We start from the raw sequence: 26419 nt of genomic DNA on the forward strand, positions 1-26419 counted from the left end.
AAGAAAACACCCTAAGGGTGTTTATGCTATAAATAAACAACTTACCTCCAAGAGTACTAAGATGAATTACTCACTGAGCCAACTTCAAGCCTTTGTTAGTACGGTGGAGTCAGGCAGCTTTAAGCAAGCTGGTATGCTGCTAAATAAGCGCCCCCAAGTTATTGCTAAGCTGGTGGGCGCTTTAGAAGATAGCTGTAACTTGAGCTTGTTTGAACGCAAAGTGCGCCAGCTAGTGATTACCGATGAAGGTAAAATATTGTTTCGGCTTGCTAAAAGGATTATGCAAGACGCCCAACAATTTGATAGCCAGCTAACGGCATTTGACCAAGCCTTGCCGAATGAGTTTAAGGTTGCCATTGATAACAGCTTAGTTTGCCAGCAAGTGACCGAATGCTACTTGGAAGTATTGAGTCAAATTCCTACCATTGAATTAGAAGTGTTAAGCGGCGAAACCCTGCAAGTATTGGATTGGGTGAACGCAGGCGATGCAGAGCTTGGTTTAGTATTTTCACCACTAGTTGAGCAAAGTGAGTTAGCTCAAATTGATGTCTTTCATTTTAGTATGGTAGAGGTGGCGGCTAAGCAGGTCGTTACTCAAGGCAGCGTTCTCGGCGAACAAGAGGTAGCAAAGCTTAGCCAAATAGTGCCTAAGTTTATTTATCAACTGGGTCACCAAGAGGTGTATGTATCCAGTGACCGAAATATCATCTCTAACAATGCGCAGGAAAGCATTGCTATGATGCTTGCTGGCACTGGTTGGTGTCGATTACCTTGTTATATTGTGCAGCCTTACTTAGATTCTGGAGACTTAAATGAGTTTTCTTTGGAGGGGGCCAATCGAATCATTTGGCATGGGTCGGTGATGCATAATAAGAACAAAGAACTGAGCATGGCTGGCGATATATTTTTGGAAAAAGCCATGGCACTGCAAGACCGGATTAGTCAGTAATGTACTTTAACATCTGCTAAAACTGGCCTGGCAGTTTAAGTTGTTGTCTTTAGTTGGTTGCGGGGAATGACTGGTGAGAGTGCATGTTTAACCAGTGACCATTGACCTTTTTTAAGACAACGGTAATGACATAAGGGCCAGACTCTAGGGTGTGATCATTAACATCAAATTGGCTGTAATGCATGTCTGCTACATAAAGAGCAACAGTGTCAGATAACAGCGTTACTTGCTCTTTATGGGTTTTTAAGTGCTGTTTTACTACGCCATCAAAGGCTAAACCATACAAACCCAGCGTCTCTTGCTTTGACCAAAGAGGGTGGCCAGCCATTACGTAAGTGTGGTTATCAGGCGCTTTGCTAAACATTGCATCTACATCGGCGTTGCTCGCATGATCCCACATTTCATGCACTGCGGTTAATACTTCTGATTTACTGTCGTTAGCAAAAGCGGCACCCGGTGACGCCATAGTAAGCACTAACAGCGCAAGACCAATTAAAAAGTTGATGATATTCATAGCTTGTTCTCTTGAGGTGATAGCCTGATAAAGGGCTTTGAGGATTGAATGTATTCGACGATTTTTTGCGCGTGTAATTATTGCCATCGGTATTGTTGGTAATCTGCAGAGCTATCAATAGATGCAGTCTTGTACTTGGATGACGCTTCCATGGAACCTGCAACAAATGCATTCCCATTAGCTTCAAAAGTATTATAAGAGCCTGCGTTGGCAGCAGAGGCAATTAACGCTGCAGTTGCAGTTTTTACAACAAATAGCTTCTTCATAACTGTTTCTCTTAGGGTGGAAAGCAACAAGTTTTTGTTTGGTCGCTGCATTTCAATGACACCATTATCAACATCCTTTAGAGTACTTGATAATCGTATTGGACACCTTTAGGGTGTTTATTGTTGATAGAAAGAGTTAACCAGTATTGCGGCCAGTTGGCGATTGGATAAAGCCGCGTAAGCCAAAGGCTTGGTGAAACAGCGGTGAAAATCGGATGGCGCTAAATAGTAAAGACCGCATTAGCGGCCTTTGTAGGGATGTTTGTTGGTCGTCGCTTAGCTAAGTATTACTGTGTTTGGAAAAAACTGCGTCCAAATACCGTAGTGAACACCGTTATGGATAGCCACTTGTTCACCTTGTTCATTGAGCAACTTAACAATCTCGCCATCACTAAATATCTGCAGGGTTTCACCACCTAACTCAAAGGTGAAGCCATTATTTTTGTGGGCAAAGTTTGGGTCAATTGCAATTTGCTCTTGGCCGTTGTCGTATCCAAATATTTCTTGTTTCGGGTTAATTCTAGTATCAGCCAAGTTCAAGGTATCAAAGATAAAGTCTGGATTATCAATGTTACGTTGGTCTTTCAGTGGTTGTTCAAATAAGCCAAGTAATACCTGGTCGATTAAACGCTCCATACCATAAACGTATACTTGTGCATCTGGGTATAAGGTTTTAGCCGTTTCCCATTCCATTTGGGTATTTGGGTGTACCGTAGTTTGATGCTCGGTAAATTCAGACTGCATAGTAATTTGCTGAATCGCGGTACCGTTATTAGTGTCTTTGAATACTAGGTTGTTATGCACTTGCCCTAATACTTGTAAGTTAGATTTACCCAAGCCGTAGTCTGTTTCTACTACCATTGGTAAGTTAGATAAACCACAATAGGTAACTGCGTACTCAACACCGTCTTGTTCAAAACCAGCAACATGCGGTACTTGTAGGTGGTAGCGAGGGAAGATAAAGGTTTCGCCTTTTAGCTCAACTACATAAACCCGTGAGTCTTCTTCTGGAATGAACATATCCGCATCTTCGGTTGAGAAGTACTGTGCGTTAAACTGCTCAGTAGGGAAAGCGGTAGGCATTGCATAAGACTGCGCCCAGAAAGTAAGCGCTACACCTGCAGTGGATAAGCCCATCCATAGTGGTTTCCAAAACTTCCCTTTGCTATTTAACAACCAAAGTAGAGCTAAAGCCAATGCTTGTGCTGTCCAGTAATAAGGCATGTAGCGGAAATAGTGCAGCACTAAGTCTCTTGGTACGCCAATGGTTTGACCTGGCTCGGTCATTAATACCGCACAAAAAATAGCGAAGCTAGCCAGCAGCAGTGCATATAAGTTAAAAAATATCTTCATCGTTATCTCCTCAGAGCACCTGGTAAATTTGGTGCTATTGACGCTAGTGATTAACACAATCTAAAAGTTGTTAGGGCTAACCACGTTGTCGCTGTTCTCACTGTGCTTGTGAGCGATGGCGCTAACTAAGTGGCTATAAGTTGAGTGAATTTTGTCATGAGGATGATGAGAGAGTAAGCCGAGTGGCTGGAAAGCATTGTTCCACTAAATGGTTCAATAATGCAGACTCGTTATTTAAGTTTGTTAGCCGTTCAGGCTTAGTTCGCAGTGTTTAACTAAGTTCTTTGCGTCATAAAAGCACGGCAAACGCCGTGCTTTTTACTTTTAAACTGCGGCTTTTGCTTTTGGCTGAATGAGCACTTCTGGGCTCGATAGTCCCCAATCTACAATGGCTTCTTGCTGGTCTATTTCATAAAGGTTTTTGCCGCTGGCATGGTTAATAATTTTTGCAGCTCGCCAGGTGGCTAAACTGAGTTGCGGCTCGGCAATACCGTGGCTATGAATGCCGGCATTCACCATGTAAATACGGTTGTTAGCTGCTGGCCATTTCACGCTAAAATCAGGACAAAGCTCTGGCAAGCCTTGTGAGTTTAGAGGGATTTGCGAAGCTAGTTTGGTTAAACAACTCGGCAGTGCACGGCGGTAACCGGTACATAATATCACTACGTCGGCGTTGATTTGAGTATTGTCGTGGGTGAGACCATGCTCCAAGTGTAATTTGTAGCCATTTTCGTTATGCGCCAGCGAAATCAGTGTTCGATTGGGCTGAATAGACCACCAGCTTGGATTATTAAGCACATAACGGTCGTGATAAAGGCGCTGGTAAATGCCTTGTAAGCAGTCGTTTGTAATTCCGTCACTGGTGAGTTTTTGGCGAGACACTTCACTGTTTTTGGTAGTTTGCGCTAGGTGATAAAATCCATCCACATAATCAGGCATAAAATACTGATCGGTAAAGCAGCTTTCATCTAGTGCTTCAATGTTTGAGCGGCGCGATATCCAGTTTATATCTGCTACTTCGCCGAAGGTTTTGTCGAACAGGTGCTGGAATACATCAGCACCGGTTTGTCCTCCGCCAATAATAGCCACACGTTTGCCCGTTAAATTAGGTTTTCTCAAGTCTAATTCGCTGGCATGAAAACAGGTATTGCTAATGTGGGGCTCACAAAAAGTTGGCACTTGTGGTTGCATACCAGTGCCAACGACCAAGTGTTTACTTTGGTAACTGTGTTCACTGGTTTCAATGGTAAAGACGTCGCCATTAAACTCAACAGACTGAACGTCTTGGTTAAAGCGAGTATTGTTTAAGCTGTGTGCTGCCCAGCTTAGGTAATGGGAAAATTCGATACGTGAAATCACCGACTGGCCTGAGGCAATAAAGGGGTAGAGCTTTTGTTGTTCTACCAAGTAATTTAAAAAACTATAGGGATTGGTGGGGTCAATGCCTGTCACCAAATCCTTCAAGTAGGAGGTTTGCATTTTTGCATCATTTAGTAGCAGCCCAGGGTGCCAAGCAAAAGCCTTTTTACGTTCTAAAAAAAGCGTTGAAAGATCAGGCTTTGTGCTGGCTAATGCGGCAATACTCAAGTTAAAAGGGCCAATACCAACGCCGAGTAAATCTACTGTTTGTGTGTTCATATTCAGTCCCTAAATGGCAAATTGATTAAAGAATCGCTGGCGGCTACATTGCAGTAATGCCGCCCGTTTGTGTGGAAAATCGAACTCAAATTGTTTTTCTAAACCCAGTCGTTCGGTAATGCTTACCACCCGGTGATTGTCGGCCCTTGGTTCGCCCATTACGTTGTTGGTTTTAGCTTCATCTAAAAAGCAGTACTGCAATATTGCGCAGCCCCAAGTGTCAAAATACACGCCGCCCCTAAAGTTGAAGTTGCCCACTAAAATATGCACGCCACGGTCGTATTCTTGATAGCTATAATGAGGACCTAAGCGATCTTCTGCCGTCCAATACACTTCAAAATAGCCAAACGGTACCCCATCAAATTCGCCAATGACGGCATATTGATGTGGGTCTTTTTCCATTTTGCTTAAATACTCGTTATGGCTTTGTTTATCGCCTTCTAGTTCCCAAACCGGAAATATTTTGGGGTGATTATGCCAACGATTAAAGCAGGCTAAATCTCGGTCTTTATCAATGACCCGAAAGGTGAGTTGGCGTTTTAAGTGGTAAAAGTAGCGGCTATATACCTGGCCACGAGGCCTTGCAGGACGAATCGGATGCTTATTACCATTGTCGGCGCGTATTAGCTCAGCACTTTTTGCGGCAGTTTGTTGTTCTCGCCATAGCGGCGCTAGCTGCAAAAATTGCTGCAACGTTAAGGCATTCAATTCGGATTGATTAACCGCGTGTTTGGCAGAGGCTGGGTAGTAGTCACACTTTAGGGCGTCGAGCTTAAGCTTGAATAGGCCATGTTCCGCAATACTCCACCATAACAAATCGTCTGTTTTATATAGTGCGTTTAATGTGGAGTCATCACCACCAAAGCGCAACTGGCAGCAGTTTTGATGGTTTTCTATGGTGCCTCTCGCCAGCGTTTCGCCATTTTCTCTTACCGCAAACGTTATTGCGTTGTCAGGGAGTTGTTCATCTTCGAAACATAGCGTTCTGCCACCTGCGAGCTTTTTAAAGGTGAGCAGCGGTGCCTTAGTTTGTTTAAAAGGGTTGTCGATAGAACAGTAAATTTGGCTAGGATCTTCTAGCGTGGCTTCGTTGTGATTCGCCAAGAAGCAATAAAAATTACGTTTCCAATGTAAGCTTGGAGAGCTAAGTAAATACCTATAGAAAGAACCATCTTGAGGATGGCTTGCTTGCAACTCACTTATTTTATCCCGGCACAAATCCCATAACTTAGTTTCGCTGATCAAACCTGCGGCACCAATAGCGGCAAGGGTATTTAGTAGGCTGTTGCCGATTAAATAGTAGGCATGGTAGGGGTTTACCTGCTCAGCCTCCATAAAGTACTCGGGCGTTTCGTCGCCAAACTGTTGTTTAAACAAACTCATTGCTTGGCTGGTTAAACCAATACCTTGGCAATCTCTATACGCTGCGCCGCTAGGTAGGTTTTTTTCAATCTTAACAAGAATATTTTGTTGGTGGGCTAACAGCACAAATCCGTAGTCGGTGCGCGCAATACATAGCGGCTTAATCACCTTGTCCCAAAACGCTGACACCCATTTAAGCGAAGCGTGCTGGTAACATAATTGGTGTTGTTGTGCGTAGCTCTTAATCCAGTGAACCACTTTGGCATCTTTTTGCGCGCTGTTAACTTGGTTTACACTTGCCAAGCAAAACATGTTTTCAGTATTTAATTTACTGTTAGCAGCATGTGATTGATGGAATGGGTTTTCTCTAAAGCTAATCAGTGGTAGGTCTAATACTTCGCCGTTTATGCCAGTAACACTTGCCCATAAGGGTTCTTCTATAAAGTAGCTATCAGGCAAGCGCTGACGCAGCTCTTCACCCGCGGGGGTATTAAGTAAGCGACTGAACTGAATACCTCGTTTGGCTTCTTTACTGGTGAGTAAGCGTAAGGAATTGGTGAGTTTGACTGGTAGCGAGACCTTTAGCATCCAAGCTTGCTGGGGATGGTAAATAGCCCGACTAGACGATGTGGCTGTCCAGCCTGCAGATTCTATTCCTAGGTCTTTTACCACTTCGGCAAGGCTTAGCGCCTGTTCACTCTCACGCCAGGCTTTGGCTTGTAAAGGGTGCATAGGGAAGGGCACCCATTGTTTATCTTCTAGCTGATCTGCAGTGAATGTAGCGCCATTAGCTTGATTGGCCTGTTTTTCACTATTGCTGTAAAGCTGTTTTAGTTTGTCTGCTAAGTCTCCAACAAGGCTTTCGCCGACCAAGTGAGAGGAGTGAATCGCAAACCATTCAATGGCAAAATTGCTGGCAAACTCCGGCAAATATTGGGCTTGTTGTTGTTCACTTAAGGGTTCACAACTTTTTCCTGCAGGGTGCATGCTATGGCCGCCAGTCAAACTTTGCTCAGACAAAATAAACTGGTCTAAAGTAAGCTTGGAACGCTGGCTTAAAGCTTGTTCGGCTCGAGTAATATAATGATTAGAATCTTCGACACGCTGACGAAATAGCGCTTTTTCTTCTTTGCTTAGCTGAGGGTACAAACCCTCGACGATTAATTTTAATGCCACTTCAAATAAGATTCTTGTTTGTTGTTGAGCTTGATGTAACACCAGTTCTCCGCTGTAGCGGTGCCGCCAACTGGGCGATACATAACTCAACTTAATCTCTAGGCTAGAGCTTGCTGATAAGGGCAAAAAAACTGAATTGCCTTCTAAATGCTTGTTAGCGGTTTCGGCCAGCAAACTGTTGAAAAATGACTGATGGCAAAGTGCGTGAGTCTTCATTACTGCTGTTCCTGCTTAACTGATTGAGTTGATCCCCAAGGGCTTACAGTAGCCGCGCCTTGCCACTCAACACTGAGCTCGGCCACGTTACTACGCGATTTAGTTCGTTTGGTGATTGGGCTGCCGATGACTAAAAATCCCACCGGGTGGTGCCTGTCTTGTAAACCTAACAAGTGCCTAACGTTAGGGAGTTCAACGGCGTCGGTGCTATACCATACGCCGCCGAACCCCAGCGCATCGGCCGACAGCAAAATCATTTGGCAGGCTGCTGCAGCCGAAAATATTTGGTCTTGTTTAGAAATGTGACTGTCTTCGGCAAGCTCGGCTGAAACCAACACTATGCTGGGGGCTTGTTTTAAATAACTGGCTAAGCGTTTGGCGCGTTGTGGCTCTAAGCTCGCGTTGGCAGTTTGCCAAGCGGTTTGCAACAGTGAGATAAGCGCCTCAATATTTTGTTGATTAACCACTAAAAAATGCCAAGGCTTTAGTTTTCCATGATCGGGTGTGCTCATAGCCGCTTGCAGTATCTCTGTCATTTGTTGTGGCTTGGGCGCTGGTTGTTGCAGCTCATGAACGTGGTAAGACACTCGTTCATTTAAAAATTGGCTAATGGCATTCATGTCCGTTTCCTGTAGCTAATCAGAAGTAGCAAAATAAAGTAGATAGACCCGATTACCGACACCATAAGGCCGGCAGGGATTTCGTTGGGCGCCATGAGTCCTCGGCCTAAGCTGTCGGCCCATATCAGCAATATTGCTCCAGTAATGCCCGAAGCAGGGATAAGGTGTTTATGGCGATATAAACCTAAAAGGCGCGCGCAGTGCGGGGCAAGCAAACCTACAAAGCTAATGGAGCCAATGCTTGAAACACAAATGGCAGTGAGAAGGGCAGAAATAGCCAATAACAGTAGCCGTTGCTTTTGCAGCGCTACGCCTAAGGTTTTTGGCAATATTTCGCCCAATGGCATTAAGTCTAACTGTCGCAAAAGGGGCACAATGGCCAATAAACTAAGGGTAGTAATGCTGGCGATGGGTATGATGCGTTCAAACGTTGCCCCATAGGTGGTACCCGCTAACCACATCATGGTGACCGACGCGGTGGAGCTGCCAAAAGTGAGTAATATTTGGGTTGCAGTGCCAGCAAAGGCGGTAATCACAATGCCAAATAAAGCCAATTGAGACACGCTGAGTTGTTGTTTTAGCCCCCATGACAGCAAGGCCATTACCGCACTACCGCCTACTAACGCTGCTAGAGTAAGCTGCAATTGATTGGCGGCGGGGAAATATACCAATACGCAAGCAATCAGCAATACTGCCACAGCACTTACCCCAGATATATCAGGGCTGGCCATGGGGTTTTTAAACAAGGTTTGCAACAAGGTACCGGCACAAGCCAAACCAAAACCACCAAAGGCGGCCAATAATACTCGCTGGTTAATCCATACCGCACCTATGTCTTGTGGCTTGGCTAAGCAAAAGTACAAACTAACAACTAACAAGCCACTGAGGGCGCCAATAACAAGGGTGGGGCTGGCGTGAATAAAGGGCTTTAAACCTAAGTGTTGAGTTTCTACCGCGGCTAAGGCCTTGCCAGAGCGTTGAAACAATAAAAACACAAAGTAAGGTGCACCTAACAGCGCTGTAAATGCACCAGTGGGTAAGCGATAGCCCAAGAACAACAAACTTCGTGAACACCACTCGGCGGCTAATACCAGCGCTGCACCAATAACAATGGTGATAAACCACTGCAGGGCGATATTGTTGGCTCCTTTGCTAAGCCTTAATACCAAACGTGTTAGATGCGGAGCCATTAAACCCACAAAACCTATCATACCAACAATAGACGTGGCCAAAGCAGCTTGGCTAATGGCTAACAGCAATATTGTCCAACGCCAAGGTTTTATGGCGAGGCCTAAAGCGGCTGCATGAGTATCACCCAATAAGAATAATGCTAGCTTAGGCAGTACCACCACACTCAGTAATAAACAGACCAACATCGGTAGGGCAGTTTGTTCTAACACCAGAGTATTGGTTTGTAATACCTGGCCACTTCCCCAAAGAAACAATCCGTCGGTTTGGTTTTCAAAGTAGAGCATAAACAACGACGATAGGGCCCCGGCACTTAAGCCTAAAGCCATGCCAATTAACACCACCGGTAGCTTACCGCCGCCGATCAGTTGGCTAACTGCTAGCACTGCTAACGAGAGTAAAAATCCACCTATTAGTGCGCCAAGCCAAACTAAATTAAGACTTGCCTCGGGCAATAATACGCGGGTTAGCACCGCGCCGAGCAACGCGCCAGCGGCGATGCCCAAGGTAGAAGGAGAGGCAAAATCATTATCTAAGCTGGTTTGAATCAGAAAGCCTGAGCTGGCGAGCAGGGCGCCGGTAAATAAAGACATAATGGCGGTAGGTAGCCAAATATTGTTTAGCATGGCTTGCGCCAATTCTTGGTTGGCTATCTCTGGCCTACTTAAGTAATAAGCAGCCATCAGCAACAGTAAGACCATTAGGCTAGAAGAGATGGATTTAACCACGGTTACTCTCCTGCCAGTTGAGTAAAGACTGGGCGAATGCTTCGGCCATTTTTAGTGATGAAAGTGGGCCGCCAAAACTAAACAAAGGCTCAACGTCAGAGAATTGCTTCTGCGCAACAAATGGCAATAGAGGCCATACTGGAGATAACATCATTCGTTCACCGTCGACTTGATTGCCGGCCAACAATAAATGGCTGTTACTAAGCCTTGGCAGTTGCTCTAGTTGTAAGTGAATAAAATCTTTACCGGGTAAGCCTTGTTGCCATGCGTAACGCAGCCCTAGCTCCTGGCTAATTGCGCCAGCTAAGCTCTTATCGGTAAATACGCGCAAACCATATCCCATGCCCACAAACTTGGCATAGGCCACGGCTTTATTGCTTAAACCTTGGGCGGCAATGCGCTGTTTTAACTCGGCTAATCGCGTGTTTAAGCGCGCCAATACAGCACTTGCTTGATCCGTTTTATTTACTGCTTTAGCAATGCCACTGAATACCCGCTGGGATTGCTTAAAGTAACTAAAGGTTTGTTGGTCAGCACTAGGGAATTGCTGATACAACAAAGTAGGGGCAATTTGCTCTAAGGCGTCTAATATTCGGCGGTGACGAAACTCATAACCAATAATTAAATCTGGCTTTAAGCGAGCAATAGTTGCGAGATCAGGTTCTTGGCGACGACCAATTTCAGTGACCCGTTCGGGTAACCTTGGGTGGTTAGTTTGCCACTTTTGGTAGCCCTTGGTGAGGGTTAAACCAACCGGTACAACGTCGAGCGTTAGCAGCATTTCTGCGGCAGACCAGTTCAGTGCGATAACCCGTTGAGCAGGCTGCTGTAAACTTACGCAGTTGCTTAAACACACCTCAGTAACTTGGGCAAAGCTTGGTGGTGAAAGAATCAGCATGAGCATAGCCGCTAAAGCTTTTGTAAAACGTCTCATTGCTGTTGCTCCGGCCACAAAACCTGTTGTGAGCCAATTTGGTGGCAAGTTACCGGGGTCTGATACACTTCGCTAACGTCTTTGGCATTGATCACTGAGCGGGCGTCTCCACTGCTCACAATTTGCCCGTGATTAATCAACATAGCTTGGTCGCTGAATTGGGCGGCCTGGTTTAAGTCATGCAATACCCACACTATGGTTTTGTTGTATTGTTGATTTAAGCGTTGGACGATCTTTAGCAAACCTAGCTGATGAGAAATGTCTAGCCACGAAGTGGGTTCATCGAGCATTAACACCTCGGTATCTTGGGCAAGAACCATCGCCAGCCAAGTGCGTTGCAACTCTCCTCCTGATAGGTCAGTAAGCAACTGCGACGCATACTGTTTTACGCCTGTTTCCTGCATCGCCCAGTCGATAATCTGCTTATCGTCATTTGAGATGTTTTTATACCAAGGTCGATGAGGGTGGCGCCCAAAACAAACCAAGTCAGCCACATTCAAAGTGGCGGGCACTGGGTTTCGTTGCGGAAGCAAAGCGAGCTGTTTGGCCAGCTGTGCGCGACTAATGCTTGAGAGCGGCTGTTGCGCAAAACTTATGTCTCCAGCGCTGGGCTTTACCAAGCCAGCCAATACCGACAACAAGCTGCTTTTGCCCGAACCGTTAGGGCCAATCAGCGCGGTAACCGCACCTTTGGCAATCTTTCCGCTCATATCATTGAGGATGGTATTCCCCCCCAATTGGAGGGAAATATGATTAAAAGTAAACAAAGACTATCCTCTAGAATTCAGCGTTGTAGCTAAGTGCGTAGGTTCGGCCTTGGCCTTTAAAGCTAAACAATTCAGGGGCTGAAATGCTGCTATAAAGGATCTGCGCACGTTGCGACCACAGGGTTTCATAATCTTTGTTAAACAGGTTTTGAATACCAAAGTTAACTCGGCCAATTGGCAGTGCGTAGTAGGCGCTGAGGTTAGCCAGTGAATAGCCTTTAAGCTCGCCGCCATTGTCGTCACTGTAGTCAGCCAATGTTTGCCATTGCAGTTCGGCGCCGTAGTTCAAATTGTCGTAGCCACCCCGTAGCACCGCATTTGAGGGGCTAGTTTCTTCTGCCGCTAACGCAGACCAAGAACCATCGGATTTAGTTTGGCTTTTAATTAGATGGGCTTGAACGCCACCGTACCAGTCTTCGGTAAACGAATAATTGGCTTGTCCTTCTAGGCCATAAATTCGGCGTTCATCGTCATTCACCACTACTGCTAAATTGCTTCGGTCGTAGGAGGTGGTTTTATCTGACAGCGAGTAATAGGCGGCTAATTGAACGTCGTAATCGGCTTGTGCAATTCGCCAACCAAATTCTAGCGAGTTAGTTTTTACTCCTTCAAGGCGATTGTCGGCAACGTTAATGCTGTCTACTAAGGTTGGGCCATCTCCATAAGTGCCATTGTAAGTGCCGTTACCGTAATACTTGGCGGGGTCGGGTAGGTTAAAACCTTGGCTAAAGTTGGCCCACAATTGTTGTTGCTCGGTAATTCGGTAAATAGCACCTAGGTTGAACAGCAATTCGCTGTAGTCAGTTTTTCCGCCTTCAATGGTATCTGGCGAAGCGCCTCCATAAGCACCAATGCCAGCAAGGTGCTGCTGCAATACACCAACGTTGTCGCCGACTTCGTGTTCAATGTATTGGTAGCGCAAGCCACCAGATATCGCCCAATCTTGGTTTATCTCCCAGTTTGCTTGACCAAAAGCTGACAGCTTTTGGGTATCAATATCTGGGTAGCGTTGCAGGGTTTGCACTTGTTTAAAGTTCATGCCGCCAGAGGATAGGGCGGTATTGGTGTCGTAGACTTTTTGCTTAGCAGAAAACGATTCTGACTCGGCATCTATACCGTAATTTATTTCTAAACTATCTATGTTCTTAATGAACAGAATTTTGCCGCCAAATACATCGGTTTCTTGTAACGATGCGCCGTATAGCGGGTAGCTATTGCCGGGAAGCGGAGACCCTGTTACACGATAAATTGATGGGAAAGGGTAAAACTGCATCGATTCGCTGCGGTAGTAAACCTGCGCCAACATGGTTTGGTTTAGCAAGTTATCGTGGCGATATTGACCATTAATCAAAAAACGCTCGGTGGCTGGTTGTTCCTCTAACTGCAAACCCTTTTGAATGCTAATGAGCTCAGGAGCACCAAAAATACCCGCTAAGTTAGGCCCTAGATAAGTACCGTATTCGGTATCTTGCTCGCTGTTGTAATATTGCCCCGTTAGCGATAAAAGTTGCTCATTGGTAGGTTCAAATTCAACATTACCCATAATGTCGATACTTTGATTAAACTGTAAATCGGTTTGGGTGATATCAGGCAGAATCATTTGCCCATCGGCATCATAAGCTGCACCGCGACCTTCATAGGCGGCAGATAAGCGGCCACGTAGTTTGTCACTGCCACCAGATACCGCTAACGCGACATTTTTATTAAGATCGTCACTGCTGTTAAAGCCCGATGAGGCATCTACTTTTAACTCAACCTTAGTCTCGTTTGCGGTGGCCTTTTTAGTGATGATGTTAATGATGCCGCCTGCTGCGCCAGCACCATAAATAGAGGTAGCACCAGATAACACTTCAACATGGGCAATGTTGAAAGGATTAATACTGTCTAGCTGGCGGCTAATCGCGCGAGTAGAATTTAACGATACGCCATCAATCATTACTAAGGCTGAACGACCACGAAGGTTTTGGCCAAAGTTAGTCCGACCTTCATTACCAAAATCAAAACTAGGGATTAAACGGCCTAGTGCGGTTTTTAAATCAGCGCCAGTATTAATTTCGCGTTCGATTTGTTCTGGGTCTATTACCCACATAGTGGCGGCAATATCTGAAATAGTGGTATCTACCCGGTTTGCTGTAACCACTACCGTATCTAAAGTAGTGTTGGCGTAGCTAAAGCTAGCAAATAACACCAAAGCTATAGGCGTTAGTGTTGTGTTTAAAGTGCTAAGTTTGTTCATTATCTTCCTTGAACCGTAGTGATTATTATTAATTTGGGGCTGGCTGAAATCGCGCATGCTGGTTGACGACCAACACCAGCGCGACCATCGCCAAACTAAAGACCCAAATAGGAGTGAGCAGGGGAATACCCAGCATTAAGCTAGCGCTAGCTACCGCGGTACCTATTAAGTAACCGGCGGTATGAGCTCTCGCTAAAAAGGCACTTCGTTTTGCTCTAAACGAAATCGAAGGATTGTTTGCGTAGGCCTGTTGGCTGTACCAGCTCGGTAAGCCTGAAATAGCAAATGCCATTACCGCTAAAGCCAACAATACAAATGACCAGTTTGAGAGAGGTGCACTGAGTAGCAGGGCTCCGACGAGTAGCGACCCGATTAATGCTGCGGGTAAGCGTGCTTGGCTGCGAGCAAACAAAGGAAGCAACACAAACTGATACACGATGATGATTACACTTAAATAGAGCAGTAATGAGGCGTAAATTTGGGTTGCTTGGGCGCCTTGATAACCAAAACCAATCAGTAGTGGCAGTATCAAATATTGCACCGTACTAACCAGTGAAGTGGTGAATACAGCCAGCAGTAAGATGTATTTGAATGGCAGAGACTCAGGAAGAGAGGACGGTGTAGCTAAAGGTTTGTTTTGCTCTGTCTCAGCTGGCCAGCCTGACTTCGCTACCAGGCAGTAAATCAGCGCTATTAAGGCAAACAACACTGGAGCGCTCAAGACCCAAAGGCCTACCAAAGGCAGCAGGGCGAAGCAGGGGCCTAGTAGTCTGCCAATAGTAATTGAGCCGCTGGTTTTAGCCAGTTGTCCAACATTGCTGTTGTTAATTATTGCTAGGTAGCTGTGCGCTAGAATGATAAATGCGCTGCTAAATAGGCCTAGCAGTAAGCGGCTGGCAGACACTAATAAAAGCGATGGTGATTCACTAACAAACAGGGTGAGGCAAAACACCAAGTTTGCGAGTAAAAAACCGCTAATCGCTAAAACAGTGCTACGCCACAAACCAAGTTTACTGAGCTTACTTCCCCAAAATGTAACGCCAAACCAATAGCTAATTAGGTTTACGTTTAGCACTAAGGCAACGAAGCCTAGGTCTTTTTCGGAATGGCTAAAACCTAGCAACAGCGAAAGCTCCGGCAAAAACGCCAGCACCAGTGTTTGGTTAAGACCTAGAAGAACTAACAAGCCGCGATACAGCAAAATACAACTCAAATACAAATGATAATAATTTGCATTATCATTGTGTATTTTTGTGGCCTATGTCAATATCTTCATAACAAAAACAGCAATAAAAAATAAACCTGCTTTTACAAAGGATTAGGAGAAGTGATGTTTAACGAAGCGCATTGGCATGCCGCAAACGTAAATTTGGTAGCAAAAATTTTAAGTGAGCTGCATTTCGAAGAACGGCTTCAGTTTGAGACCGACCATGAACATGAGCATGACGGCGAACCTCACCTGTTGCGCTCTTATTTGCTTGTGGGTGCCCAACAACGCTGGGCTTTTAAAGCGAAGAAAACTATTTGGGGCATGTTGCTTATAGACCCAAGAAGCATTGAAGTGAATGACCAATGTGTACCTTTAGCGGCTGAATTACTGCTCGACATTCAAGTATTAATCGATATTAACGATATTAATTTGGCAGGCCTGCTGGAGGAGATTCAACAGACCTTGTATAGCGATACGGTTCGCTGGAAACAGCAACAAAATGTCAACGCAACAGATTTGGTATTGTTAGACGAAACGTCCCGCCAAGCGTATTTAGATGCCCACCCTAAAGCCATCGCCAATAAAGGACGCTTAGGGTGGGGAAGCGATGAGCTTGCTAAATATGCGCCAGAATCAGCCAAAGGCATTCAACTTAGCTATCTAGCGATTAAAAAAGAACTGTGTAAGGTAGGGTTTAAGCAAGGCTTAGAGCAATCCACTTTACTCCGCGACACCTTGGGCGAGGCAGCATTAGCAGCCTTAGTGAAACCATTGCCTAGTAATTGGCAGGATGGTTTTTATATTTTTGCCGTTCACCCCTGGCAATATGAGCGTTTTATTCAAATTCAGTACGCCCAATATTTAGCGCAGGGAGAAGCGATTTATTTAGGCAGCATCAAGGGTGATTGGTTGGCACAGCAATCAATTAGAACCTTAAGCTCCGCTGACCAAGCGCAGCCTTATGATCTGAAAACAGCATTAACCATTCTCAATACATCTTGTTTTCGAGGGATCCCGGGACAGTTTATTGCGCAAGGGCCGCAGTTATCCAGTTGGTTGGCGAACTTAGCAGCGCAAGATCCCTTATTTAAGGAACGAGGCCTACATGTTCAACAAGAGGTAGCAGGCGTGTTTTGCGCCCATCCCCAGCAGCAAAAAATAGCTGCTGGTGCTTATCGTTATAACGAAATGCTAGGGTGCATTTGGCGAGAACGGGCTGAATTGCTAATCCCCAAACATCAGCGAGTCATGTCGATGGCAACCCTCATGCAAGAAGATAGCAACGGCGAAGCTGCCATTGTGGCTTTAATTAGTCTGTCTGAAATTAGCGCTGAAGCTTGGTTAAGAAAACTGTTTAAACATGTAGTGGTGCCGCTGTATCACTTAATGTGCCGATATGGTGTTGCTCTAGTGGCGCATGGGCAAAACATTACCCTAGTATTGGAAAATCATCAGCCTGCAGGCTGTACCATTAAGGACTTTCATGGCGATTTACGCTTGATTGATCAAGCATTCCCTGAGCTAGAAAGTTTAGATAAAGAAGTGGCAGATACCTTAACGCGCTTACCAGCCCACTATTTAATTCATGACTTAGTGACAGGGCACTTTGTTACGGTGTTACGTTTTGTTTCTCCCAAACTACAACGAATTGCGGTGTCTGAGCAGCAGTTTTATCGCTGGCTAGCTGAAGAAATCTGCGATTATCAAGCCAGCCACCCTGAGCTGAAGCCTCGTTTCGAGCTATTTGATTTGTTTAAACCAGAAATTGAAAAGATTTGTGTTAATAGAGTGCGGTTTAAAATTGGTTACGGAGATAGCGAAGAGCGTCCTTTGCCGGAGATTGGCAAGCCAATATCTAACCCTTTATGTTGCTAAATAGATTATTGGAGCAGGCCGTCTGTAACATCAAAGATGAGAAGCCAAACAGATAGGCTTATAAACTCAAATTTGCTAAATTTTCACCAACGCTAACGTAAACAATAAGGGCAAGCCCAGCTTACCCTTATTGTTTCTCGATTTACGCGTTTAACTTAGTCAAAGGCATTTTTTCTTCACCTCAGAAAGGTAAGGGTACAGAAACACAAAGCGGCCTACATAGAACATGATAAAAGCAAACCATAAGCCGCTATTCCCCCATGGTTCTAATGTAAAATGCACCACCAGCAAAAAGACAATTAAAGTAATTACGCTCGAATTCCTCACCGGTTTTGTGTTACCAGTGCCGGTAAAGATGCCGTAAATAGTTAGTCCGTAGCCGGCAACTAGAGGAAACACTAATAGCCAAGCCGACATGTCCTGATACAGCGTGACTAACTCGGGTATTTGCGTGAAGATTAACACTAAATCATGCTGGGTTAAGGCGATTAGCACGGTTAACAGTGCAACAAAAATACTAGTCCATTGCCAGTTTAAGCTTAAGGTGCGTTTAAGCAGGGCGGGGTTCTTTTGGCCAACAGCTTTACCGGCAAATACACTAGACGCATTGGCAATACCATCGAACATATAACTGACTAAAAATGTTACCTGCATCATAATTGCGTTGGTGGCGAGCACCTCTGCGCCTAGCTTAGAGCCGCTTCTTGCCATTACGTTGAAGAACACCAAAATGCATATTGTTCTTAGCATTAAATCGGTATTGGAGGAGATAATGGTGGCGAGATCTTGCTTACTCATTCGCATATAGCCAATGTATTGGAGAAGTGAGAAATGACTGCTCTTGATCACCAATATAAAACCTATCGCAAAAGTTGAGGCTTGGGCGATTAAACTGGCGTAGGCGACACCTGCCACCCCAAGATCAAAACCTAATACAAACACTGCATCAAGGATGATGTTAAGTACGTTGCCAAATACTTGAGTAAACAGGGTTTCTTTTACTTTGGCTTGACCCATCAACCAACCAATAATGGTGTAATTGAGAAGCACGAGTGGTGCGCCCCAAATGAGTATATCGAAGTAACTTTTAGCGTGAACAGCAACATCAGGTTGGGGTTCTATTACCGCCAGTGCACCTTGCCAAATGAAACTTTGAGTGGCAACAAATAAGAGTCCTACACACCCTGAAAGCATCAGGGGCCTAATTAAACTACTTGCGCGGTCTTGATTGCTATTTTTCCCCATAGCAATGGCACTTTGGCCGGTAGTACTCACCCTAAAAAAGCCAAATAGCCAATATAGGGTATTCATAATTACTGTACCAATGGCTACGCCGCCAATTAACTCGGTTACTCCTAGTTGGCCAATTACTGCTGTGTCAACAGCCCCTAAAAGGGGTTGACTTAAGGTGGCAATAATAAAAGGTATGGCGATTTTGTAATAATCGTTATGGCTTAAGGTCATTTATCTACATCATTAATATCAAAGGGGATTTCTAGGTAACTGGCGGCATTTAATAAGTTTTTTGTATACTCGTTAGTCACCAATGGCAGGGCTGCAATATCGTTTACTTGCTCTACAATTTTACCGTCTTTAAAAAACATCAAGCGGTCACACAGGTAACTTGCCACCGCGATATCATGTGTGATGAACAAGTAAGCAATGTTGCGTGATTGCTTCAGTTCAAGCAGTAAGTCCAAGATTTGCACTTGAATAGAGACATCCAGCGAGCTGACAGCTTCGTCGAGCAAAATAAATCTAGGATTGGCTGCGATGGCGCGAGCAATGCAAACTCGCTGTAACTGCCCACCACTTAATTGGTGCGGATACCTTGCTCGCATACTGTCTTCAAGGCCGACTTCAATCAGCAGTTTACTGATTTGCGCTTTTAATTGTGATTTCTCAAGGCCTTCATTGATCAGTGGTTCGGCAATAATTTGGGCAATGTTAAGTCGTGGATTGACCGAGGTATTGTAATCTTGAAACACTACGCTAACGGCTTTGTGCCGAGGCAACTGAGAGATTTCATTGCTGAATTTCACCGAACCATTATCTTGTGTTTCTAAGCCCAAAATAACTTTGCCTAAGGTACTTTTACCGCTGCCAGATTCCCCTACAATGCCTATGCATTCACCTTCATTTAAACTAAAAGAGACACCTTTTAAAACATCTTGGTAGCGTTTAAAAAACCAGCTGTCGTCTTTAGCAAAAGACTTAGTAATGTCTTTAAGTTCAAGCAGCATTTATACGCCTCCCATAACGTGTTTAAAGCGATTGATTAACTTCAATCTGGTATCTATCAGGTAACGGGTATGCTGGCTGGAAGGCGCGTTAAACACTTGCTGAGTGCTACCGTAATCAACCATTTTTCCTTGATGCATGACTAACACTGAATCGGCGATGTGCGATACCAAACTGAGATCGTGACTAACAAAAATAATGCTCGTACCAAAGCGTTCTCTCACCATTTGTAGTTCATTGATGACTTCGCGCTGGCTAATATAGTCAATAGCAGTGGTGGGTTCATCTGCAATAATTAGTTTTGGTTTTAGTACTAAGGCCAAGGCCACCATGATGCGCTGCAGCATGCCTCCGCTTAATTCATGAGGGTATTTGCTTAACAGGTATTGCGGGTTTTTAAGGTTTACTTTGCTGAGTACCTCGCAAAAAAGCTTTTTAGCATCACGTGTTGAATGAGGCTGATGTTGCTTGATGGTTTCAACTGCTTGGTTGCCAATGGTAAACAGAGGGTTAAACGCTGTCATTGGGCTTTGCATTATCATGGCTATTTGTTGTCCACGCATGTCTTGGCGCTGTTTGCTCGGCATTGTTAACAAGTTTTCACCGTCAAATATGGCTTGCCCACTCACGGTAAACTGCTCGCCAAGTAAGCCGTTAATTGCAGAGCAGCAGACGCTTTTACCACTGCCTGATTCGCCTAATATGCCTAAGCATTGGTCTTCTTTAAGAGTAAAGCTCACGTCACTAACTAAATGAGATTGGGTGTTTCCTGTTGCTACCGATATATTTAGGTCTCTAATCTCTAGCATTGTTTGTGCTCCGTTCTTGGGTCAAGCACATCGCGTAAGGCATCGCCTAACAAATTGCAGCAAGCCACCACAACCATAATGGCTAATCCCGGCACTATCATTTGTTCTGGGTTGGAAAACAGGACTTCTTTGGCATCGTTTAGCATGGCTCCCCATTCCGCCGTTGGCGGCTGTACCCCAAGGCCAAGAAACGACAGGGTAGAGATACTTAAGATAATCCAACCTAAATCAAGTGTGGCTAAAATGATCACTTCAGCGGTGATATTGGGCGCCAGGTGTTTAGCGAAGATAAAGCGCTGCGGAGACTTGACTGTTTTCGAGTACAACATGTAGTTTTTGTGATTAAACGAAATCACCGAGCCACGCACAATACGTACGTACCAGGCTATTTTTGCGATGAAATTGGCCAAAATAATGTTGCCGATCCCCGGCCCTAGAATGCCAACAATACTTAGAACAATGATTTCATAAGGAAACGACAGCATGACTTCGCAGGCACGCATAATTAAGGCATCCACCTTGCCTCTTAAATAACCCGAAATAATGCCAATTAACGCGCCTACCGCCGCGGTAATCACCATCGTGATGAGCGAATAGTAGAGGGTAGTGCGGATACCAAACAGCAGTCGAGAGTAGATACACCTTCCCAGATAATCAGTGCCTAAAGGATACTCTCCAGACATGGGTAATAAGGTGTTAATCACGTCGGCTAAGTTTGGATCGTGAGGCGCTAAAAACGGTGCAAAAGCCCCCATTAAGCAAATAATGGACAATAGAATTAAACATATTAGTGCGGTTTTATTATTGAGTAGGCGCTGGGTCATTGGTATTCGCCTTCTGATTTAAGGCGCGGATCGATCACCGTTTGCAGGATATCAATAATCAAATTCGACAGAACAAACAAGCAACCCATCACCAGTATGTAGGCTTGAATTACCGGGTAATCGCGATTAAAGATTGCCGATAGCGCTAGCCGGCCAAGCCCAGGAATGGCAAAAATACTTTCAATAACCACTGTGCCGGCAATTAAGCGAACCACACCAATACCCAATGCTGTCATTGAAGTTTGTAATGAGTTTTTGAGTAAGTGCTTCCAGATAACTTGGTATTCAGACAAGCCTCTAGCCCTAGCATAACTTACGTAATTATCTTGCATGGTGTCGAGCATTGAGTTGCGAATTAAACGTATATACGTGGCAATGTATGCCATGCAAAGTGTAATTGAGGGCAATACGTAGTGGCTCCAACTGGTCGCGCCGCTGCTTGGTAGCCAATACAATTTAATAGAGAAAAACCAAATCAGAATAAAGGCTAACCAGAAATTGGGCATGGCGGTACTAGCAAAAATAAAGGTTCGAACGATTTTGTCTAACCAATGATCTTTGTACACCGCGCTCAATACACCTAGAGGAATACTCACTGCAATGAGCAGAACTAATGAGATGCCAGCCAAGGTTAAAGTGTAAGGAAAGCTCCTCGCTAGTTCGTCAAATACAGAGCGATTAGCGTTAGTAAACGAGGTGCCAAAATCGCCTTGTAGCGAAGCACTTAGCCAGTGGGTATAACGCACCAAAAAAGGTTGGTCTAAGCCCAGTTTTATACGGATCTCTTCAATGGCTTCTTCGCTGGGTGTTGTGTCGTTTACCCTTAAGGCGACTTCGGCTGGATCTGCCGGGATTAAGTTAACCATGGTAAAGGCGATGAAAGACACCAGCAGTAAGGTGATGCAGGCGCCAAGCATTCGCTTAAAGATGTATTTTGCCATTATTAATTTTTACCAAAAATAGAAAAACTGACGCTCATCTCTGAGCGCCAGTTTATTACAGCAACAGTAGCGTGTTATTTAATAGACATACGCTGCAGCGGAATTTCGAATTGAGAAGGATTAAAACCTACGCCTTCGAGTTTATTACTGAAAATTGCACGGTTTTGCTCATAGGTTAGCGGTATATAGATGGCTTGATTGTGCAGCGTTTCTAATACATAGCTGTAGTGAGCTTGGCGTTCTTGTTCGTTGGTGGCTTCTAGGGCATCCAATATATGCTGGTCTAATTGAGTTTTTTCAGGAATGCCTTGCTGCGCAGCGTAATCGCCATAAACGGGTTTACGCATGCCACCCAAAAATGATTGAGGATCATAAGGAGTCCCCCAAGAAATATTGAATGAAAGGTCAAATTCGCCGTGCTTTAAGCGGTCGCGGTGGGCTTGTTCTTCTTCACCTACAAGCTTTAAGGTTAGCCCCAGCTTCGACCATTCACTTTGTAAGTACTGGGCAATGGTGCGCTCAACTACCTTGTCACTGTCGTAAGACAAGGTGATCTCAAAAGGCTTTCCGTCTTTCTTGCGCATCTTTCCATCTAATGTCCAACCGGCAGCGTTAAGCAATTGCTCAGCCGTTTCAACACTGTATTGGTAAGGTGCTAGATCAATGTCGGCGTAAGGTACATTGCGAGCCAGCAAGGTATCTGCTGGTTTCTCTAGGCCCAACAAAATGCGCTCGGCAATAACCGCTTTATTGGTGAGGTGGCTTAAGGCTTGACGTACTCTGGTGTCATTTAGGTTGTCGCTTTTTGAATTCAAGATCAGCATTCGAGTAGATACTGGCTCAGACAAAATTGTGTTAAAACTAGGGTCAGTTTCAAACTGTTTAAATGCGCGGGCGGTTATCAGTTGTAAACCGTACACCATATCTACATCACCACTGCGCAGAGCTAACAGTCTCGCTTGGTTGTCAGGGATAACCTTAGCAACAATTTTTTCTATTTGTGGCTTTTTACCCCAGTAACTGGCGTATTGTTCAAAGGTAGCTTGTTGGTCAACAGTGTTGCTGCTTAATTGATAACTCCCGGTTCCTACATAACAAAGAGTGCCGTCTTTGGTGGTTCCCTCTTTAAAACATTTAGGTGATAAAAAGCGAAACGGCCTGGTTACACCTAACTCTACCAAGAATGGGTAGTATGAATTAGCAAACTCCACCTCAACGGTGTAGTTATCTACAACTCGAACGCTCTGCTTGCCAGTTTCCTCTACTTCTAACATCAAGCGAATCGACTCAAGCCAAGTATGGCGATTACCATTGTCTAGTAGGGCATCAAAGTTTTGCTTTACGACTTCGGCATTAAATGGTGAACCATCAGAGAAAGTTACACCTTCACGTAGTGTGAATGTATATAGCTTACCGTCTTCAGAAACCGACCAATTAGTAGCAAGCCATGGCTCAAGCTTGCCGTTTTCACCTAGATGAATCAGACCTTCAAATAATAGGTTTTGAGCAAAAATTTCCCCCCCATAAAGATGAGGGTTCAAATCGCGAATATCGCGGTAATTAGCAAAGGTTAATGTTGAGTCGTTAGCCAATGTAGCTGGGCTGGTTATTAAGGCACTCGCAAAGCATGCAGCAAGAGTAAGCAGTTTCTTTAGCGTCATAGATTTCTCTCATATGAAAATGGGAATCATTATCATTTGGTGATATAAGGATGATAATAATTATTATTTAGCTTGGCAACCATGATTTGAATCAACTTGTTATTACAAGGCTGGGGAAAAAATGAATTTGTTGTCTACATACTGTAAACACAGACATTAAACGGCCTTTATCGCTGAAATTTAAGATGGAGGAGAGGCGGGTTATTTAGCCAACAGTGATCGGTGTTATGTATTCACCACCATTCTTTTTAGCGCTTTATCTAAAAAGATGTTCTTGAGTACACCTGAAATCTACAAGTGACAATGGTTAATTCGACAAATGAAAGTGTGGGGTTTAAACAGTGATTTGATTACTAGCACTGGTAAGTGCCTTGTTGTAGATCAGCCTTACATTAAGAAGCTTTCGGCTGTAGATGATAAGTCATATTAATGAAGGTTTAAGCTTAATGAGTGGCAAATAAAGACGCAGTACTTAGCAGATAAACTAGCTAGAACTATAGCTTGCTAGCCACTATCGGTACTTTTCTTGAGTAATAATTTAGTTTTTTATAGCCTAGTTATCACTTTTAACAGAAAAGCTTGTTAATGATTGCCTAAATTGATAGGTGGGTATATCATGGTCTTATTGTAATACAATTGATTATTTTAGGAGTTTGAAATGACAAAACCTGTCATCGGTTTCATCGGTCTTGGCCTTATGGGCGGCAACATGGTTGAAAACCTACAAAAACGTGGTTATCAAGTAAACGTGATGGATCTTAGCGCTGACGCCGTTGCTCGCGTTATTGATCGTGGTAATGCTACTGCATTTACGTCGGCTAAAGAACTAGCTGCTGCAAGTGACATCGTTCAGTTTTGTCTTACAACTTCAGCTGTTGTTGAAAAAATTGTTTACGGCGAAGATGGCGTATTAGCTGGTATTAAAGAAGGTGCAGTATTAGTCGACTTCGGTACGTCTATCCCTGCTTCTACTATCAAAATTGGCGCCGCTCTTGCCGAGAAAGGCGCAGGAATGATCGATGCGCCTTTAGGCCGTACTCCTGCTCACGCTAAAGATGGTTTGTTAAACATCATGGCTGCTGGTGACCAAGCGACTTTTGATAAAGTTAAGCCTGTTCTAGAAGAGCAAGGTGAGAATGTATTCCACCTAGGTAAACTTGGTGCGGGTCATACTACTAAGCTAATCAATAACTTCATGGGCATGACTACCGTTACTGCTATGTCTCAAGCATTTGCTGTAGCAAAACTTGCGGGTGTTGATGGGCAACAGTTGTTCGACATTATGTCGGCTGGTCCTTCTAACTCGCCGTTTATGGCTTTTTGTAAAAACTACGCTGTAGACAGCAACCCTAACCTAGGTTTCTCAATTGCTAACGCAAATAAAGATCTAGGTTACTTTAATGAGATGGTTAAAGACTTAGGTAGCGAGTCTCTTATTGCTCAAGGTACTTCTACTAACTTGCAAGCCGCTGTTGATGCTGGCCTTGGTCAAAGTGACGTACCTGTAATCTTCGACTATTTCACAAAACTAGAGAAGTAATTCGAAGACCACCTTACTACTGCATATTGGCTACTTGCTTAGCTAGGCAGTAGTAGGGTTCAATCTTCACCTCATCGTTACTAAAACTGCTTTCCAAGCCTAAATTCAAACTACTTTTTAGCGGGGAAAATTGTTTTCCAATCCTGCTTCATGTCTACCACTGTCCAGCCTTTTTCTTTGGCTTCATCAAGCCCTTTATCAAAACGCCCAATACTAGACTCTCTATCATAGGCCCATTCACGCTTGTCATCGGTATGGTGGACGTATAGTGCAAACCTTGCACCATCGCCGGCCGTTGTCCATTGCAGCATTTGTAAGTCGCCATCAGAATTGCCGAAGGCTGCGATAGGTCGGCGGCCTATTTGTTGATGAATAGCTACCACTTTTCCTTCTTTATCATCGTAAAAATCCAGCTCAGGCTGGCGAATTAGGGTAGGGGAGCCATCCAGCACTTCAAATTCCACTTTAATGCTGCTACCGATCACTTGTTCTGGTGGAATGCCATAAACTTGCTCGGTCCAAGGGCGCATAAATTCGATACCGCCGCCGGAAACAATGAATGTTTTAAAGTTGTTTTTTCTAAGATAATGCAGCAGTTCTAACATCGGCTGGTAGACCATTTCGGTGTAGGGTCTGCCTGAATCTGGATGAATGGCCTTAGCTAGCCATGCGTTAACGATAACTTCAAACTCAGTGGTGCTCATCCCGGCATGGCTGGCCATAACTAACTCCAAAATAGCATGTTCGCCACCGGCCAAAACACCCTCCATATCGCCTTTTAACACAGAGGCGAAGGGTTCTTTGGTTTTCCACTCTGGGTGCTCAGGTGCTAAAGCTTTGATACGATCGATGGCAAAAAACAACTGGAAATACATCGGTTGTTCGGCCCACAAGGTTCCATCGTTATCAAACACCGCTATACGTTCTGAGGGCGGGACAAAATCAGCTGAATCAGTGTTTACTACATTTTCTACAAAGGCCATAACTGATTGTTTAGCCTTACCCTCATTCCAGGAGGCTAGCGGAGTGCTTGTCTCGGCTGTTACTTTACCTACAAAGCACAAGATAAATAATAGCGGCAGCATGGTTAACCTAATGTTGTTCATCGTATTCCTTCCCTGAATCGTCAAAATATGCAGAAAAAATCAAACAACAGGACTATGGAAGTAAATCTTTAAATACGCCAATAAATATCCTAAATAGTCTCAAAGTAAGGCAGCTCGTCGGCTCCTTCAATAGGATTAACTGTTTGCTCTGCGCTATTGGGCGCTAATGGTTCAGGGAACAGATTGCTTTTATTTATTTAAATGATTTTGACGCTTCAAAGTTTCCAGACTGCTGCTACGCTTTTAGTGACTTTTCTAACAGGGA

Annotated in this window: 21 protein-coding genes; 3 read left to right on the forward strand and 18 right to left on the reverse strand. The window is 44.4% G+C overall.

All coding sequences use genetic code 11. The features are described 5' to 3' along the window. Positions 1-61 precede the first annotated feature (61 nt). Entirely contained in the window at positions 62-949 is an 888-nt protein-coding gene (locus Q4592_RS00290; RefSeq protein ID WP_303508338.1) for a LysR family transcriptional regulator, read from the forward strand. A gap of 49 nt (positions 950-998) precedes the next feature. On the opposite strand, the gene Q4592_RS00295 is transcribed toward Q4592_RS00290, so the two are convergent. From Q4592_RS00295 to Q4592_RS00345, 11 genes are all read right to left on the reverse strand, one after another. Further along, positions 999-1463, reverse strand: coding sequence for a nuclear transport factor 2 family protein (locus Q4592_RS00295; protein WP_303508342.1), 465 nt, complete (start codon positions 1461-1463; stop codon positions 999-1001). 77 nt (positions 1464-1540) lie between these two features. Further along, positions 1541-1780, reverse strand: a complete 240-nt coding sequence (locus Q4592_RS00300) for a hypothetical protein (RefSeq protein WP_303508345.1) — start codon at positions 1778-1780, stop codon at positions 1541-1543. A gap of 225 nt (positions 1781-2005) precedes the next feature. Further along, positions 2006-3082, reverse strand: coding sequence for a DUF3179 domain-containing (seleno)protein (locus tag Q4592_RS00305; RefSeq protein WP_303508348.1), 1077 nt, complete (start codon positions 3080-3082; stop codon positions 2006-2008). Positions 3083-3406: 324 nt separating this feature from the next. Further along, positions 3407-4720, reverse strand: a complete 1314-nt coding sequence (locus Q4592_RS00310) for a lysine N(6)-hydroxylase/L-ornithine N(5)-oxygenase family protein (protein ID WP_303508351.1) — start codon at positions 4718-4720, stop codon at positions 3407-3409. Positions 4721-4729: 9 nt separating this feature from the next. Then, positions 4730-7474, reverse strand: coding sequence for a GNAT family N-acetyltransferase (locus Q4592_RS00315; protein WP_303508353.1), 2745 nt, complete (start codon positions 7472-7474; stop codon positions 4730-4732). Next, positions 7474-8094 carry a nitroreductase gene (locus tag Q4592_RS00320; protein WP_303508354.1) on the reverse strand — a complete coding sequence of 207 codons (621 nt, stop codon included), beginning with the start codon at positions 8092-8094 and terminating at the stop codon, positions 7474-7476. The genes Q4592_RS00315 and Q4592_RS00320 overlap by 1 nt, the downstream gene beginning before the upstream one ends. Further along, complete coding sequence (locus Q4592_RS00325) at positions 8091-10010, reverse strand: iron ABC transporter permease (RefSeq protein ID WP_303508356.1); 1920 nt, start codon at positions 10008-10010, stop codon at positions 8091-8093. The genes Q4592_RS00320 and Q4592_RS00325 overlap by 4 nt, the downstream gene beginning before the upstream one ends. After that, positions 10003-10944, reverse strand: a complete 942-nt coding sequence (locus Q4592_RS00330) for an iron-siderophore ABC transporter substrate-binding protein (RefSeq protein ID WP_303508358.1) — start codon at positions 10942-10944, stop codon at positions 10003-10005. Before Q4592_RS00330 ends, Q4592_RS00325 begins: the two co-directional genes overlap by 8 nt. Continuing rightward, positions 10941-11711: an ABC transporter ATP-binding protein gene (locus Q4592_RS00335; RefSeq protein WP_303508361.1), complete on the reverse strand. Its 771-nt coding sequence runs from the start codon at positions 11709-11711 to the stop codon at positions 10941-10943. The genes Q4592_RS00330 and Q4592_RS00335 overlap by 4 nt, the downstream gene beginning before the upstream one ends. 10 nt (positions 11712-11721) lie before the next feature. Beyond that, a complete protein-coding gene (locus tag Q4592_RS00340) occupies positions 11722-13947 on the reverse strand; it encodes a TonB-dependent receptor (protein ID WP_303508365.1) in 2226 nt (741 codons plus the stop codon). Between the two features lie 28 nt (positions 13948-13975). After that, complete coding sequence (locus Q4592_RS00345; protein ID WP_303508368.1) at positions 13976-15133, reverse strand: hypothetical protein; 1158 nt, start codon at positions 15131-15133, stop codon at positions 13976-13978. A gap of 144 nt (positions 15134-15277) precedes the next feature. Here Q4592_RS00345 and Q4592_RS00350 point away from each other — a divergent pair, with 144 nt between their 5' ends. After that, positions 15278-17032 (forward strand): IucA/IucC family siderophore biosynthesis protein, encoded by a 1755-nt coding sequence (locus Q4592_RS00350; RefSeq protein ID WP_303508370.1) that lies wholly within the window; start codon positions 15278-15280, stop codon positions 17030-17032. Positions 17033-17191: 159 nt separating this feature from the next. On the opposite strand, the gene Q4592_RS00355 is transcribed toward Q4592_RS00350, so the two are convergent. From Q4592_RS00355 to nikA, 6 genes are all read right to left on the reverse strand, one after another. Further along, a complete protein-coding gene (locus Q4592_RS00355; protein ID WP_303508373.1) occupies positions 17192-18496 on the reverse strand; it encodes an MATE family efflux transporter in 1305 nt (434 codons plus the stop codon). Then, positions 18493-19275, reverse strand: a complete 783-nt coding sequence (locus tag Q4592_RS00360) for an ABC transporter ATP-binding protein (RefSeq protein ID WP_303508376.1) — start codon at positions 19273-19275, stop codon at positions 18493-18495. The genes Q4592_RS00355 and Q4592_RS00360 overlap by 4 nt, the downstream gene beginning before the upstream one ends. Continuing rightward, positions 19276-20082, reverse strand: a complete 807-nt coding sequence (locus Q4592_RS00365) for an ABC transporter ATP-binding protein (protein WP_303508377.1) — start codon at positions 20080-20082, stop codon at positions 19276-19278. Beyond that, positions 20076-20906 carry a nickel/cobalt ABC transporter permease gene (gene opp1C / locus Q4592_RS00370; RefSeq protein ID WP_303508380.1) on the reverse strand — a complete coding sequence of 277 codons (831 nt, stop codon included), beginning with the start codon at positions 20904-20906 and terminating at the stop codon, positions 20076-20078. The genes Q4592_RS00365 and opp1C overlap by 7 nt, the downstream gene beginning before the upstream one ends. Then, entirely contained in the window at positions 20903-21847 is a 945-nt protein-coding gene (gene opp1B / locus Q4592_RS00375) for a nickel/cobalt ABC transporter permease (protein ID WP_303508383.1), read from the reverse strand. The genes opp1C and opp1B overlap by 4 nt, the downstream gene beginning before the upstream one ends. A 74-nt stretch (positions 21848-21921) precedes the next feature. After that, positions 21922-23508 carry a nickel ABC transporter substrate-binding protein gene (gene nikA, locus Q4592_RS00380; protein ID WP_303508384.1) on the reverse strand — a complete coding sequence of 529 codons (1587 nt, stop codon included), beginning with the start codon at positions 23506-23508 and terminating at the stop codon, positions 21922-21924. Between the two features lie 658 nt (positions 23509-24166). Here nikA and Q4592_RS00385 point away from each other — a divergent pair. Beyond that, on the forward strand, positions 24167-25048 hold the full coding sequence (locus Q4592_RS00385) for an NAD(P)-dependent oxidoreductase (RefSeq protein ID WP_137673043.1): 882 nt from the start codon (positions 24167-24169) through the stop codon (positions 25046-25048). A gap of 110 nt (positions 25049-25158) precedes the next feature. Here Q4592_RS00385 and Q4592_RS00390 read toward each other — a convergent pair whose 3' ends face one another. Next, positions 25159-26154: an HAD family phosphatase gene (locus tag Q4592_RS00390; RefSeq protein ID WP_303508392.1), complete on the reverse strand. Its 996-nt coding sequence runs from the start codon at positions 26152-26154 to the stop codon at positions 25159-25161. Positions 26155-26419 lie beyond the last annotated feature (265 nt).

The organism is Agarivorans sp. 1_MG-2023 (assembly GCF_030548385.1).
Classification (GTDB): domain Bacteria; phylum Pseudomonadota; class Gammaproteobacteria; order Enterobacterales; family Celerinatantimonadaceae; genus Agarivorans.

Bases quoted from the DNA above. Each gene is read 5' to 3' on its own strand.
- Q4592_RS00330 (WP_303508358.1), bottom strand. From the start codon at position 10,944: ATGAGACGTTTTACAAAAGCTTTAGCGGCTATGCTCATGCTGATTCTT.
- nikA (WP_303508384.1), bottom strand. From the start codon at position 23,508: ATGACGCTAAAGAAACTGCTTACTCTTGCTGCATGCTTTGCGAGTGCC.
- Q4592_RS00365 (WP_303508377.1), bottom strand. From the start codon at position 20,082: ATGCTAGAGATTAGAGACCTAAATATATCGGTAGCAACAGGAAACACC.
- Q4592_RS00295 (WP_303508342.1), bottom strand. From the start codon at position 1,463: ATGAATATCATCAACTTTTTAATTGGTCTTGCGCTGTTAGTGCTTACT.
- Q4592_RS00300 (WP_303508345.1), bottom strand. From the start codon at position 1,780: ATGCAGCGACCAAACAAAAACTTGTTGCTTTCCACCCTAAGAGAAACA.
- opp1C (WP_303508380.1), bottom strand. From the start codon at position 20,906: ATGACCCAGCGCCTACTCAATAATAAAACCGCACTAATATGTTTAATT.
- Q4592_RS00305 (WP_303508348.1), bottom strand. From the start codon at position 3,082: ATGAAGATATTTTTTAACTTATATGCACTGCTGCTGGCTAGCTTCGCT.
- opp1B (WP_303508383.1), bottom strand. From the start codon at position 21,847: ATGGCAAAATACATCTTTAAGCGAATGCTTGGCGCCTGCATCACCTTA.
- Q4592_RS00320 (WP_303508354.1), bottom strand. From the start codon at position 8,094: ATGAATGCCATTAGCCAATTTTTAAATGAACGAGTGTCTTACCACGTT.
- Q4592_RS00310 (WP_303508351.1), bottom strand. From the start codon at position 4,720: ATGAACACACAAACAGTAGATTTACTCGGCGTTGGTATTGGCCCTTTT.
- Q4592_RS00340 (WP_303508365.1), bottom strand. From the start codon at position 13,947: ATGAACAAACTTAGCACTTTAAACACAACACTAACGCCTATAGCTTTG.
- Q4592_RS00315 (WP_303508353.1), bottom strand. From the start codon at position 7,474: ATGAAGACTCACGCACTTTGCCATCAGTCATTTTTCAACAGTTTGCTG.
- Q4592_RS00390 (WP_303508392.1), bottom strand. From the start codon at position 26,154: ATGAACAACATTAGGTTAACCATGCTGCCGCTATTATTTATCTTGTGC.
- Q4592_RS00385 (WP_137673043.1), top strand. From the start codon at position 24,167: ATGACAAAACCTGTCATCGGTTTCATCGGTCTTGGCCTTATGGGCGGC.
- Q4592_RS00350 (WP_303508370.1), top strand. From the start codon at position 15,278: ATGTTTAACGAAGCGCATTGGCATGCCGCAAACGTAAATTTGGTAGCA.
- Q4592_RS00360 (WP_303508376.1), bottom strand. From the start codon at position 19,275: ATGCTGCTTGAACTTAAAGACATTACTAAGTCTTTTGCTAAAGACGAC.
- Q4592_RS00290 (WP_303508338.1), top strand. From the start codon at position 62: ATGAATTACTCACTGAGCCAACTTCAAGCCTTTGTTAGTACGGTGGAG.
- Q4592_RS00355 (WP_303508373.1), bottom strand. From the start codon at position 18,496: ATGACCTTAAGCCATAACGATTATTACAAAATCGCCATACCTTTTATT.